This is a genomic window from Bacillus tequilensis KCTC 13622 (genome assembly GCF_000507145.1).
In the GTDB taxonomy this organism is placed as follows: Bacteria; Bacillota; Bacilli; order Bacillales; family Bacillaceae; genus Bacillus; species Bacillus tequilensis.
This window is the reverse complement of record NZ_AYTO01000032.1, coordinates 64,339-77,051: the sequence shown is the minus strand read 5'-3', so window position 1 is coordinate 77,051 and position 12,713 is coordinate 64,339. Positions and strand designations below refer to the sequence as shown.

Annotated in this window: 11 protein-coding genes; 9 read left to right on the top strand and 2 right to left on the bottom strand. The window is 44.5% G+C overall.

Going from position 1 to position 12,713, the window contains the following annotated elements:
- The first annotated feature begins 70 nt into the window (after positions 1–70).
- Positions 71–1,759 carry a septation ring formation regulator EzrA gene (gene ezrA, locus V756_RS0110380; protein ID WP_024714608.1) on the top strand — a complete coding sequence of 563 codons (1,689 nt, stop codon included), beginning with the start codon at positions 71–73 and terminating at the stop codon, positions 1,757–1,759.
- Positions 1,760–1,851: 92 nt separating this feature from the next.
- Here the strand turns inward: ezrA and brnQ are convergent, their stop codons facing one another.
- Positions 1,852–3,189 (bottom strand): branched-chain amino acid transport system II carrier protein, encoded by a 1,338-nt coding sequence (gene brnQ / locus V756_RS0110375; RefSeq protein ID WP_024714607.1) that lies wholly within the window; start codon positions 3,187–3,189, stop codon positions 1,852–1,854.
- A gap of 192 nt (positions 3,190–3,381) precedes the next feature.
- Between brnQ and V756_RS0110370 the strand changes: the two genes are divergently transcribed.
- The 5 genes from V756_RS0110370 to V756_RS0110350 all read left to right on the top strand — a co-directional run bounded on the left by V756_RS0110370 (position 3,382) and on the right by V756_RS0110350 (position 9,413).
- A complete protein-coding gene (locus tag V756_RS0110370) occupies positions 3,382–4,527 on the top strand; it encodes a cysteine desulfurase family protein (protein WP_024714606.1) in 1,146 nt (381 codons plus the stop codon).
- Positions 4,528–4,530: 3 nt separating this feature from the next.
- Positions 4,531–5,736, top strand: coding sequence for a tRNA uracil 4-sulfurtransferase ThiI (gene thiI, locus V756_RS0110365; RefSeq protein ID WP_024714605.1), 1,206 nt, complete (start codon positions 4,531–4,533; stop codon positions 5,734–5,736).
- Positions 5,737–5,828: 92 nt separating this feature from the next.
- Positions 5,829–6,038, top strand: a complete 210-nt coding sequence (sspA, locus tag V756_RS0110360) for an alpha type acid-soluble spore protein SspA (protein ID WP_014114778.1) — start codon at positions 5,829–5,831, stop codon at positions 6,036–6,038.
- 179 nt (positions 6,039–6,217) lie between these two features.
- On the top strand, positions 6,218–7,807 hold the full coding sequence (mbcS, locus tag V756_RS0110355) for an acyl-CoA synthetase MbcS (protein WP_024714604.1): 1,590 nt from the start codon (positions 6,218–6,220) through the stop codon (positions 7,805–7,807).
- Between the two features lie 19 nt (positions 7,808–7,826).
- Positions 7,827–9,413, top strand: coding sequence for an amidohydrolase (locus tag V756_RS0110350; protein ID WP_024714603.1), 1,587 nt, complete (start codon positions 7,827–7,829; stop codon positions 9,411–9,413).
- A 35-nt stretch (positions 9,414–9,448) separates the two neighbouring features.
- On the opposite strand, the gene V756_RS0110345 is transcribed toward V756_RS0110350, so the two are convergent.
- Complete coding sequence (locus V756_RS0110345) at positions 9,449–10,252, bottom strand: NAD kinase (RefSeq protein ID WP_024714602.1); 804 nt, start codon at positions 10,250–10,252, stop codon at positions 9,449–9,451.
- Positions 10,253–10,438: 186 nt separating this feature from the next.
- On the opposite strand from V756_RS0110345, the gene sppA reads away from it, so the two are divergent.
- From sppA to V756_RS0110330, 3 genes are all read left to right on the top strand, one after another.
- On the top strand, positions 10,439–11,446 hold the full coding sequence (sppA, locus tag V756_RS0110340; protein ID WP_024714601.1) for a signal peptide peptidase SppA: 1,008 nt from the start codon (positions 10,439–10,441) through the stop codon (positions 11,444–11,446).
- Positions 11,447–11,458: 12 nt separating this feature from the next.
- Positions 11,459–11,953, top strand: coding sequence for an RDD family protein (locus V756_RS0110335; protein WP_024714600.1), 495 nt, complete (start codon positions 11,459–11,461; stop codon positions 11,951–11,953).
- A 74-nt stretch (positions 11,954–12,027) separates the two neighbouring features.
- Positions 12,028–12,708: a DUF2953 domain-containing protein gene (locus V756_RS0110330; protein WP_024714599.1), complete on the top strand. Its 681-nt coding sequence runs from the start codon at positions 12,028–12,030 to the stop codon at positions 12,706–12,708.
- The last annotated feature ends 5 nt before the right edge of the window (positions 12,709–12,713 follow it).

The following is a 12,713-nucleotide window of genomic DNA, read 5'->3' as shown; positions in this document are numbered from 1 at the left end:
CATATCCTGAAATCTTTCTGAATAAATAAAACACCCTGACAGATTAAGGTTAACAGCAAGGGGGCTCATTATGGAGTTTGTCATTGGATTATTAATTGTACTGCTTGCGCTGTTTGCAGCAGGCTACTTTTTCAGGAAAAAAATCTACGCCGAAATCGACCGGCTGGAATCGTGGAAGATTGAAATTCTAAACCGGTCGATTGTGGAAGAAATGTCCAAAATTAAACACTTGAAAATGACGGGGCAGACAGAAGAGTTCTTTGAGAAATGGCGTGAAGAATGGGATGAGATTGTCACAGCTCACATGCCGAAAGTTGAAGAGCTCCTTTATGATGCCGAGGAAAATGCAGACAAATACCGGTTTAAGAAAGCCAATCAAGTGCTCGTTCATATTGATGATCTGCTGACAGCCGCGGAATCGAGCATCGAAAAGATTCTTCGGGAAATCAGCGACCTCGTCACAAGTGAGGAAAAGAGCCGTGAGGAAATTGAACAGGTAAGAGAGCGCTATTCAAAATCGCGAAAAAACCTGCTGGCATACAGCCACCTTTACGGAGAGCTTTATGACAGTCTTGAAAAGGATCTTGACGAAATTTGGAGCGGAATCAAACAATACGAAGAAGAAACAGAAGGCGGGAACTATATTACCGCACGACAAGTGCTGCTTGAGCAGGATCGTAATCTTGAACGGCTTCAGTCCTACATAAATGATGTGCCGAAGCTGTTAGCTGACTGCAAGCAGACGGTGCCCGGCCAGATCGCAAAGCTCAAGGACGGCTATCGAGAAATGAAGGAGAAGGGGTATAAGCTTGAGCATATCCAGTTAGATAAGGAATTAGAAAATCTGTCAAATCAGTTGAAACGGGCGGAGCATGTCTTGATGACTGAGCTGGATATTGATGAAGCGTCCGCAATCCTGCAGCTTATTGACGAAAATATTCAAGCTGTTTATCAGCAGCTGGAGGGCGAAGTTGAAGCCGGCCAATCTGTGCTGAGCAAAATGCCTGAATTGATCATTGCTTATGACAAGCTGAAAGAAGAGAAAGAACACACTAAGGCGGAAACTGAGCTGGTAAAGGAAAGCTACAGGCTGACAGCTGGCGAGCTCGGCAAACAGCAGGCTTTTGAAAAACGCCTTGATGAAATTGGCAAGCTGCTTTCATCCGTTAAAGACAAGCTTGATGCAGAGCACGTCGCCTACTCACTTTTAGTAGAAGAAGTTGCATCAGTAGAGAAGCACATTGAAGAAGTGAAAAAAGAGCATGACGAATTTCGCGAAAAACTGCAAGCGCTGCGAAAAGAAGAGCTTCAGGCGAGAGAGACGCTCAGCAATTTGAAAAAAACAATTGCTGAGACAGCAAGACTGCTGAAGACAAGCAATATTCCAGGCATTCCGAGCCATATTCAAGAGATGCTGGAAAACGCGCATCATTACATTCAAGAAACAGTCAGCCAGCTAAACGAACTTCCATTAAATATGGAGGAAGCCGGAGCCCATTTGAAGCAAGCAGAAGATATTGTCAACAGGGCGAGCCGGGAATCAGAGGAACTTGTCGAGCAGGTGATTCTCATTGAAAAAATCATTCAGTTCGGAAACCGGTTCAGAAGCCAGAATCATATTTTATCTGAACAGCTGAAAGAAGCGGAAAGACGTTTTTATGCTTTTGATTATGAAGACTCTTATGAAATTGCAGCGTCCGCTGTAGAGAAGGCTGCGCCAGGCGCAGTTGAAAAAATCAAAGCTGATTTATCCGCTTAATGAATCACGACTATGAAAAGAGCCCGCATGTAATGAGCGGGCTCTTTTTCCATTATAAAACGCCTGCGCAATAACGCAGGCGTTCTGTGGCATTAATTTATTTCGTTAAGCTGTTTGGATGGGCCTATGAATAAAGTAAGCACATATCCGATAACAGCTCCGACGACTCCCGGAAGCACCCAGCCGATGCCGAGGCTGTAAAGTGGAAGGTTCGCACTTAGAAACTCACCTAAAGATCCAAGTGAAAAGCCCGCTGCTTTGATGCCGTCTAAAATACTGAATAATCCTGTACCGATCAAGCATGCGATGTACACTTCGCGTCTTTCTTTAAAGAGCTTATCAATAAATGAAAGAACAATAATGACAATGGCAAGCGGATAGATAGCTGATAAAATAGGTACAGAAAACGCGATAATTTGCGTGAGTCCGAAATTCGCAATGATCAAGCTGAATAACGTGACAATGGTAACGACAGTTTTATATGATAATGCCGGGATAAGCTTTGAAAAATACTGGCCGCAAGAAGTGACAAGGCCGATGCTTGTTGTTAAACATGCGACTGTAATGGCTGAACCGAGTACGATGTTGCCTAATGAACCGAATAAATAATGGGAAGACGCAGATAAAATTTTAGCTCCTTCGCCAACAGGGCCGATTGCGTTCATGCTTGTCGCACCCAAGTATGCAAGGGACACATAAATGAATGTCAGTCCTAAAGCGGCAATCAGGCCCGCTTTAATACATGCTGCGGCAAGAGCTTTAGACTGTGTAACACCTTTGCCTTTTACAGCATTGACAACAACAACACCAAATACGATTGAAGCAAGTGCATCCATTGTTTTGTAGCCTTCTAAAAATCCTTTAAATACCGGTGTTCCTTTATATGCTTCTGTAACTGCGCCCAATCCGCCCATCGGTGTAAAAATAGCTTTAAGCACAATCACTAAGATAATAGTAAATTTGATTGGAGTGAGAATTTTCCCGACCCGATCCACCACTTTGGATGGGTTTAACGCCAAGTAGTACGTAATGCCAAAAAAGATAAGTGTGAATACCAATAAAGAAAGTTTTTCTGGTACGCCGGTTAAAAACGGAACAGCTCCGATTTCATATGAAACAGTTCCTGTTCTCGGGATGGCGAATAATGGCCCAATTGATAAATAAAGCACGACAGTAAAGATGGTGCCGAAAACCGGGTGTGCTTTATCAGCAAGTCCTTTAGCGTCCTTTCCGGTTAACGCGATGGCAATAATACCGAGAAGCGGCAGGCCTACCCCAGTCAGTAAAAATCCGCCGATGGCCTTCCAGACGTTGTGTCCGGCTGCTTGTCCAAGTTCCGGCGGATAAATCATATTTCCTGCTCCAAAGAATAACGCAAATAGCATGAAACCAATAATAATGGTATCTTTGACAGGCAGTGAGTGTTTCATGAAAAAATCCTCCTAATATTATGTTAAAATATTCTGTCAATTAATTGTCAGATAATATGACGAAACGAACAAATCTTATTATATGGTAAAAAAAATAGAAGTCAATACTAGCTTTTTGTAATTTTCTATTAAATTTTGTTATGGTATGATAAATATCATACCTTGTACCGCTTTCATAAAGGAGTAAAAAAGATGATATATTTAGATAATAGTTCAACGACGAAGCCTTATGATGAAGTCTTGAACGTGTATGAACAGACAAGCAGCCGATATTTCGGCAACCCCTCATCTTTGCACCGATATGGAGCTGAAACGGAGCAGCTGCTTCAGGCAGCCAAAAATCAAATCAAAAGGTCCTTGGGCCTAAAAACATATGATATTGTATTTACGTCAGGCGCTACAGAAGCTAATAATTTGGCTTTAAAAGGAGCCGCTTTGTCAAAAATAAAAGCAGGCAAACACATCATTGCCACTTCTATTGAACATCCGTCCGTTACGGAATCTTTAGAGCAGCTGACAGCGTTATTCGGGTTTGACGTTACTTATCTTTCAGTAAACGAAGACGGATTTGTTTCAATAGAAGATCTGAAACAAGCCATCCGTCCCGATACCGTGCTTGTCACTATGATGCATGTGAACAATGAAGTCGGTTCCGTACAGCCGATTGAAGAGGCAGGGGAAGTGCTGAAAGAGCACCCGAACATTTTATTTCACGTTGATTATGTGCAGGGCATCTATAAAGTGCCCTTGGCGATTGAAAAGTCCGGCATTGATCTTTGTTCGATTTCCGGTCATAAATTTCACGGGCTGAAGGGGACGGGCGCACTTATCGTAAAAGAAGGAACTCGCCTTATCCCGCTGATAACGGGGGGCTCTCAGCAAAAAGGCATCCGGGCAGGAACAGAGCATACCGCGGGTGCGGTTTCGCTTGCCAAAGCCATCAATCTTGCCGCAGCTGATTTTGAAACGCGGCTTGCCGCAATGGCTGCTGCAAAGGAATTGTTTATGAAAAGGCTGAGTGAAACCGAAGGCGTCGTTGTCAACACGCCTCAGACGAATGCTGCGCCGCACATTATTAATTTCTCTGTTCCGGGAATTAAAGCAGAAGTGCTGTTACACATGCTTGAGGAACAGAATATATTTGTCTCAACGACATCAGCCTGCTCGGCAAAAGAGCATAAACCGAGCAAAGTTCTCTTACAGATGGGCAAGGGGGAGCAAATTGCCGGAAGCAGTATTAGAATCAGCTTAAATTACAGCCAGACAAGCGAAGTGGCAGAACCGTTTATGAACGCGCTTGTCCCCGGCATCAAAAAATTAAAGAAAATGATGAGGTAGAACATGAATTACGATCATATATTAATTCGTTTTGGGGAAATTTCGACTAAAGGCAAAAACAGAAAAAGCTTTATTGAGCGCTTAAAGCAAAACGTCAGACTCGTTTTGAAAGACTATCCGAACTTAAAATACTTTTCCAATCGGGATCGGATGACGATTACATTAAATGGACATGATCCTGAGGCTCTTTTTCCTCATTTAAAGCAGGTTTTTGGCATTCAAAGCTTCAGTCTGGCGATTAAGTGTGACAGCCGCCTTGATGAGATTAAAGCTACTGCTCTGCAGGCGATGGAGGATCAGTATCAGCCTGGTGATACGTTTAAAGTTGCGACGAAGAGAGCGTATAAACAATTTGAATTAGATACTAATCAAATGAACGCTGAAATCGGCGGCCATATTTTGCGGCATACAGAAGGATTGACGGTCGATGTCCGCAACCCTGACATCCCGCTTAGAATTGAAATCAGGGAAGAAGCGACTTTTTTGACGATTCGAGATGAAAAAGGCGCAGGCGGGCTGCCGGTTGGTTCAGCGGGAAAAGCGATGCTGATGCTTTCCGGCGGTTTTGACAGCCCAGTGGCCGGTTTTTATGCGATGAAACGGGGACTATCGGTAGAAGCTGTTCACTTCTTCAGCCCGCCATACACAAGCGAACGCGCAAAGCAAAAGGTAATGGATCTGGCCAAATGCCTATCCCGCTTTGGGGGAAGCATGACGCTTCATATCGTTCCGTTTACAAAAACGCAAGAGCTCATTCAAAAACAAATTCCTGAGAACTACACAATGACGGCAACCCGCCGCCTCATGCTGCAAATTGCCGACAGAATCAGAGAGAAGAGAAACGGGCTTGCCATCATTACAGGAGAAAGCCTCGGCCAGGTAGCGAGCCAAACGCTTGAAAGCATGTATGCGATTAATGCGGTAACATCAACACCGATTTTGCGTCCGTTAATCGCCATGGATAAAACAGAAATCATCGAAAAATCACGGGAAATCGGCACGTATGAGACGAGCATTCAGCCGTTTGAAGACTGCTGCACGATCTTTACGCCGCCAAGCCCGAAAACACGCCCTAAAAAAGAAAAAATCGAACACTTTGAAAGCTTTGTTGATTTTGAGCCGTATATTCAAGAAGCGGTTGATAACATTGAAACCATGACGCTTTATAGCGAAAAAGAAGCAAACGATAAATTCGCGGAACTTTTTTAAACCAGCTACAGCTCTTGTATACAATTACCAAAGTTTTTCTGAATGAAGCCATGTGTTTTAACACATTCTATACTCACAAGGAGGTGAGACACATGGCTAACAATAACTCAGGTAACAGCAACAACCTTTTAGTACCAGGAGCTGCTCAAGCTATCGACCAAATGAAATTAGAAATCGCTTCTGAATTCGGTGTAAACCTTGGAGCAGAGACAACTTCTCGCGCTAACGGTTCTGTTGGAGGAGAGATCACAAAACGTCTTGTATCTTTTGCTCAACAAAACATGGGCGGAGGACAATTCTAATTTACAATTTCACATATTGGCTTAGGAGTGGGGGTATCCCCACTCTTTTTCGTTTTTACATATATAAAAAAGGACAAGTGGCCTATAAAATCTATGTTTACGAAGGTCTTTTTTAGGCATATCCTTACGGAAAGAGCCTGTATTTATGTATAATGGATGGAGAAAGTGAGGAGTTGTTCGTGTTAAAACGAGAAGATTTAATTGCCCCTATGCAATACAACTTAGTAAATGAAATGGAAAAGTTCAGTGCCGTCGGACAAAAAACCGCCCTTCTGTGGGAGGATGAGTCGGGTAACCAAAAATCTTGGTCATATGAAAAGCTGATGGAAGAAACAAATAAAATCGGAGCTGCTTTGGCTGACCTTGGATTTAAAAAGGGAGACAAGCTGATTGTAATGGTTCCGCGGGTGCTTGAAGCCTATGCTGTTTATTTGGCTATCCTGAAATCAGGAATGGTTGTCATCCCGTGTTCCGAAATGCTTCGTGCGAAAGATCTTGAATACCGGATTGAGCATGCGGAAGTGAAAGGAGCCATCGCCTATTCTGCATTTATTGGCGCCTTCCGTGATGTCAGTACGGCTGACAAACTGATTAAGCTGTCTATTGGCGAAAACGATGCCGGCTGGAAAAATCTCTTATCGATTGAAGCGGACGGAAGCCAATTCCAAACAGCTGACACAACAAGAGAAGATATGGCTTTCTTATCTTATACATCAGGAACAACTGGTCAGCCTAAAGGTGTTGTACATACACACGGTTGGGCATATGCTCATTTACAAACATCTGCTGGTGCTTGGCTTGATATTTCTGAAAAGGATATCGTCTGGGCGACTGCTGCCCCTGGCTGGCAAAAGTGGGTGTGGAGCCCGTTTTTAGCGACACTCGGCAGCGGAGCAACAGGTTTTGTGTACCACGGCAGATTCAAAGCGGAAAAATATTTAGAGCTTTTAAACCGATACAAAATTAAGGTTTTCTGCTGTACGCCGACGGAATACCGCTTAATGGCGAAGGTCGAAGGCTTGGACCGCTATGATCTTTCTGCCCTGCACAGCGCCGTTTCCGCAGGCGAACCGCTCAACCGTGAAGTCATTGATGTGTTCCAAAAGCACTTTGGCATTAAGGTGCGGGACGGATACGGCCAAACAGAAAGCACACTTTTAGTAGGTGTCTTAAAAGATACGGATATCAGACCGGGAAGCATGGGAAAACCGACGCCGGGAAATCAAGTAGAAATCATTAATGAAGACGGCGACATCTGTAAAACGGGTGAGGTTGGCGATATCGCTGTTCATCTGAGTACACCGGCACTTTTTAAGGAATATTACAAAGATCCGGAAAGAATGAAAAAGCAAATTCGCGGCGATTATTTCCTGACAGGAGACAGAGCGAAAAAAGATGAAGACGGATATTTCTGGTTTGAAAGCCGAAATGACGATATCATCATCAGCTCCGGCTATACGATCGGGCCATTCGAAGTGGAGGATGCGCTTGTTAAGCACCCTGAAGTAAAAGAATGTGCAGTTGTCGCAAGCCCTGATGAAATCAGAGGCTCCATCGTTAAGGCATACGTTGTGCTGCAAGACCATGGAAAACGCAGTGATGAGCTTGTCAAAACGCTGCAAAATCATGTGAAGACGATCACCGCTCCATACAAATACCCGAGAGAGATTGAATTTGTAGAAAGCCTGCCAAAAACGGCTTCTGCAAAAATCAGACGAGTGGAGTTAAGAAAACGCGAAGAACAGCTCAAAGCCAATAAAAAGGCGTAACGAAAGAGAGTGAACGTGAATGAAGGCGATATGGCATGGCGGTTTCATTTATACGATGCTCGAAGAAGGCGATCGGACAGAGGCAGTTTATGTTGAGGATGGTGTCATAAAAGGTACCGGCAGCTATGAACGCCTAAAGAAAAAGTACGGGTCCGCGGAAACAGAAGAAATCAGTTTGAACGGAGCAGTGATGTTTCCCGGGTTTGTCGACAGCCATTTACATTTGATCGGCCACGGCGAAAAACAGCTTCAGCTCGATCTGTCAGCATTAACTTCTAAAGAAGCGATTTTGCAGGCTGCGATGGAAAGAGAAAGACAGCTTCCAAAAGGCGATTGGCTCATTGGAGAGGGCTGGAATGAAAATCAGTTTGAAACACCGGACTATTTGAATAAGCATGATCTGGATCGCTTATTTCCGAACAGGCCGGTCTTGCTCAAGCGAGTATGCCGGCATGCGATAGCCGTCAATTCTGCGGCTCTTCAAGCGGCGGGGATTTCAAGAAACACTCCTGACCCTGACGGCGGCGTCATCGTAAGAGATGCAAATGGCGAGCCAGCCGGGCTTTTGTTTGATAAGGCGCAGGATTTGATCTTGAAGGCTCTCCCGCCAGTCTCCCAGCACTATGTTGATGAGGCGCTTACGGCTGCGATAAAGGACTGCTGGACAAAAGGCCTGACAGGCGGACATTCAGAAGACTTGTCCTATTATGGGGACGCTTCGGTGCCGATGAAAGCTTATGAGAAAGCCGCCGCCAGCGGAAAGTATCCGTTCCGCTGTCATTTGCTCGTTCATCATGAAGCCCTCGAGCGATGGGAGCAGCTGGAGAAGCCGTCTGGCCCGTATGTGGAGTTCGGCGCGATGAAAATCTTCGCTGACGGAGCGCTTGGCGGGAGAACAGCTTTACTGAAAGCGCCATATCAGGACGATCCGTCTACTAACGGCGTTCAAGTCCATGATGATGAAACCCTTGGCCGGCTCATTCAAAAAGCGAGAGAAAAAGGCATGGAGGTTGCGGTTCATGTCATCGGCGATCTTGCCTTTGAAAAAGTGCTGCATGCAATTGAAAAGCATCCGCCTAAAAACGGCCGGCATGATCGGCTGATTCATGCTCAAGTGCTGAATGACGAATTAATTGAAAAAGCAGCACGCATGCCGATCGCACTTGATCTTCAGCCGCATTTTGTCGCCAGCGATTTTCCGTGGGTCATCGACCGTCTCGGAAAAGATCGGATGAACACAGCCTTTGCGTGGAAAACGCTCATGTCTAAAGGCATTTTATGTGCAGGCGGCTCAGACGCTCCGATTGAGCCTGTTGACCCGCTTCTTGGCATCCAGTCCGCAGTGCTGAGAAAAAGCAGCCATGAGCAGAACGGACCGAGTTATAATGAAAACGAATGCTTAACTGTGTATGAAGCGATTAAGCTCTATACAGAGGGAAGCGCCGGGATCATTTATAAAGAGAAGTCACGGGGGAAAATTGCGGAAGGTTATGACGCGGATTTTACGGTTCTCAGTGAGGATCCGTTTACAATTGACCCGGAACAGCTCCATCTTTTGGATATTAAAAAAACCGTGGTCAACGGCCGGATTGTATATGAAACATAAGAAAAGGACAGGCTCCCGCCTGTCCTTTTCATTTTCTATAAAAAAGTACGCTTCACTTTCTCCCAAAATGAATTGTCCTTTAGTTTGACTGTTTTGATTTTCCTGTCAGACAGTTTGATTTCGATTGTTTTGACGTTTCTCGTGCTGAGCGCTTCATTGTCCAAGCCGATGATTGGATGTTCATTTCCGTCTTGCACCACACGAAGGGTCAGCTTTCGGTCAGAACTGAGGACAAATGGCGAGCCGAGTGTCCGGTAGGTGTTATTGTTAAGGGATGCAAGCTCGGATACCTGCATGCATGGAAGCAGCGGATCAACAACCGCTCCCGCAACAGACTTGTTATATGCGGTGCTGCCTGTAGGTGTTGAGATAATCAAGCCGTCTCCTCTGAACGTTTCAAAGTGCAGATCGTCAATCAGCACGTCCATCACAAAGGTTTTAATAATGCTTGAACGGATGGAAACCTCGTTTAAGCAGTGGAAAGGACTGGTGTTATCTACTGTCACTTCGATCAGCGGATACTTTCTGACTTCAATTTGTTCAAACGTCATCGCATCGACCATTTTTTTTCGCTCATCACTATGAAAGTCGCAATATAAATGAGCTTTCCCCTTTTTGGTAATGCCGACGTACAAGCAGTCGTCACGGAAATTCGTTTTTCTGACCGCCTGCAAAAATGTGCCGTCCCCGCCAATGCTTGCAATAATATTGGCGTCTGAGTACTGGTTGACAACTGTAAATCCATGCTCTTCAGCCAATTGGATTAAAGAGCTGGCCTGTTCGTTTGTCTTCTGGTCCTGTTTGTGAAAAAAATAAACATTACGGCGTTGATCGGTCATATCCCATTTCCCCTTTGCTGTCATATTTAAGTTTTTCTGCCATCCAGTATTTGTGGTAAAATACCTTTGGCCATAAGTGTACCATGTTTGCCGGCAGCCCGTTAAGCCGGAGCTTTCTCATCAAATGAAACATTTTTCATATTGAATCGTATAATGAGAGGGTTTTGGAAAAAGGAGGAGAAAAAAATGAATGCAAAAAGATGGATTGCATTAGTGATTGCCTTGGGGATTTTCGGCGTGTCCATCATCGTCAGCATTTCAATGAGTTTCTTTGAAAGCGTCAATGGCGCTCAAACGGATCTCACATCACTGACGGATGAATCGCAGGAAAAGACGCTGGAAAACGGCAGTCTCTCAAGTAAAATCGCCGTATTGGAGGTCAGCGGCACCATTCAGGATAATGGGGATTCAAGCAGTCTGCTAGGTTCAGACGGATATAACCACAAAACGTTTTTAAAAAACCTTGAGCGTGCAAAAGAGGATAAAACGGTCAAAGGCATCGTTCTGAAGGTGAATTCTCCGGGCGGCGGAGTATATGAAAGTGCAGAAATACATAAGAAGCTGGAAGAAATCAAAAAAGAAACAAAAAAACCGATTTACGTATCGATGGGATCGATGGCAGCATCCGGCGGCTATTACATTTCAACAGCGGCTGACAAAATTTTTGCAACGCCGGAAACCCTGACCGGGTCACTAGGCGTCATTATGGAAAGCGTCAATTATTCAAAGCTTGCTGATAAGCTCGGCATTTCTTTTGAAACGATTAAGAGCGGGGCCCATAAGGATATTATGTCTCCTGCCCGTGAGATGACGAAAGAAGAAAAGAACATCATGCAAACCATGGTTGATAATTCGTATGAAGGCTTTGTTGATGTCATTTCTGAAGGACGCGGCATGTCGAAAGCAGAGGTAAAGAAAATTGCGGACGGACGCGTGTATGACGGACGTCAGGCGAAAAAACTGAATCTCGTTGATGAGCTTGGTTTTTATGACGATACCATTTCAGCGATGAAAAAGGATCATAAGAATTTGAAAAATGCCTCTGTCATTTCCTATGAGGAAAGCTTCGGATTAGGCTCACTGTTTTCCATGGGCGCGAACAAAATGTTTAAAAGTGAAATTGATTTTCTGAATATGAGGGAAATTCTTTCACAATCCGGTTCGCCGAGAATGATGTATCTCTATGCGAAGTAGGAGGGATCAATAATGGACGTGACATATGAAGAGTTAGAGCGCAAGGACATCAAAGGCCCGCAAGAAGCGGAGCAGCTGACACATGCCTATGCCGGCTTTTGGGTTCGTTTTTGGGCATTCCTGCTTGATTGGCTCGTTGTATGGGGATTAAACCATTTACTTGTTTCTCCCCTCTTTACCGTATTGGATCTGCCGAAAACATCCGGCATGTTTACCTTCTCGGCCTACAGTGTGACAACGCTTGTTGTGTATCTTGCCTATTTTGCGCTGATGACAAAATTCTTCAGGCAGACGCTTGGAAAAATGGTGTTCGGCCTGAAAGTGGTTTCTGTGAAGCCGGATCGCAAACTGACATGGGGCACAGTGATTTTTCGCGAAGTCGTCGGGCGGTATATCGATAAGATTTGGATTTTATATATTGTCGTTGCTTTTTCGCCTACAAAACAGGGGATTCATGATTACATCGCGGATACGACTGTGGTGCATGAAAAATTATACCGTAAATAACCGATAAACCCGGACCTTGTCCGGGTTTATTTTTTTCTGTATTGGCGATAATGCTCCTAGAGGAAGTGAAGAATATGGTATATGTGCTGACAGCCATTCTTATACTCATAGGGATCGTACTGCTTCTCAGAATGAAGATCCATGTCGCGATGGAGTATCTTCATGCAGATGATAATGACAAACTGACCTTGAAAATCACGACGCTGTTTGGCCTCATACGGATCAAAAAAACAATCCCGGCGATTAAGCTGAACAAAGAAGACGGAACAGTGGATATCAAACAAAAAACAGAATCTAAAATGAAAAAAAGCAGCGGAAAGAAAAAAATTACACAAAACGATGTGCAGCAAAGCATTCATAAAATCGAAATGCTTTTGCATCAGGTCACCAGACTACGGAAAATCAGTGCGTCTTTTCTCGCGCATTTACAAATCACAAAACTCGAATGGATTACAGTTATCGGAATTCAGGACGCGGCGGTGACAGGTGTGTTAGCCGGTGCTGTATGGGGGGTGAAAGGCGGTATCGCTGCCATGCTGTACGACCATCTGGATTTTGTGAATAAACCCGTCTATGAAGTGATCCCGTCGTTTCAAGTCCCTGTTTCCAAGACCCATTTTCAGTGTATATTCTTTTTTCGCTTTGGACATGCTATGCTTGCAGCTTTCAAATTCGTCAAATACGGACGGGAGCTATCCATATTAAAGAAGCATCCGTCGGCTCGAATGACTTCAAAGAATGATTCATCAGTTTAAGGAGG

Bases quoted from the DNA above. Each gene is read 5' to 3' on its own strand.
- ezrA (WP_024714608.1), top strand. From the start codon at position 71: ATGGAGTTTGTCATTGGATTATTAATTGTACTGCTTGCGCTGTTTGCA.
- brnQ (WP_024714607.1), bottom strand. From the start codon at position 3,189: ATGAAACACTCACTGCCTGTCAAAGATACCATTATTATTGGTTTCATG.
- V756_RS0110370 (WP_024714606.1), top strand. From the start codon at position 3,382: ATGATATATTTAGATAATAGTTCAACGACGAAGCCTTATGATGAAGTC.
- thiI (WP_024714605.1), top strand. From the start codon at position 4,531: ATGAATTACGATCATATATTAATTCGTTTTGGGGAAATTTCGACTAAA.
- sspA (WP_014114778.1), top strand. From the start codon at position 5,829: ATGGCTAACAATAACTCAGGTAACAGCAACAACCTTTTAGTACCAGGA.
- V756_RS0110350 (WP_024714603.1), top strand. From the start codon at position 7,827: ATGAAGGCGATATGGCATGGCGGTTTCATTTATACGATGCTCGAAGAA.
- V756_RS0110345 (WP_024714602.1), bottom strand. From the start codon at position 10,252: ATGACCGATCAACGCCGTAATGTTTATTTTTTTCACAAACAGGACCAG.
- sppA (WP_024714601.1), top strand. From the start codon at position 10,439: ATGAATGCAAAAAGATGGATTGCATTAGTGATTGCCTTGGGGATTTTC.
- V756_RS0110335 (WP_024714600.1), top strand. From the start codon at position 11,459: ATGGACGTGACATATGAAGAGTTAGAGCGCAAGGACATCAAAGGCCCG.
- V756_RS0110330 (WP_024714599.1), top strand. From the start codon at position 12,028: ATGGTATATGTGCTGACAGCCATTCTTATACTCATAGGGATCGTACTG.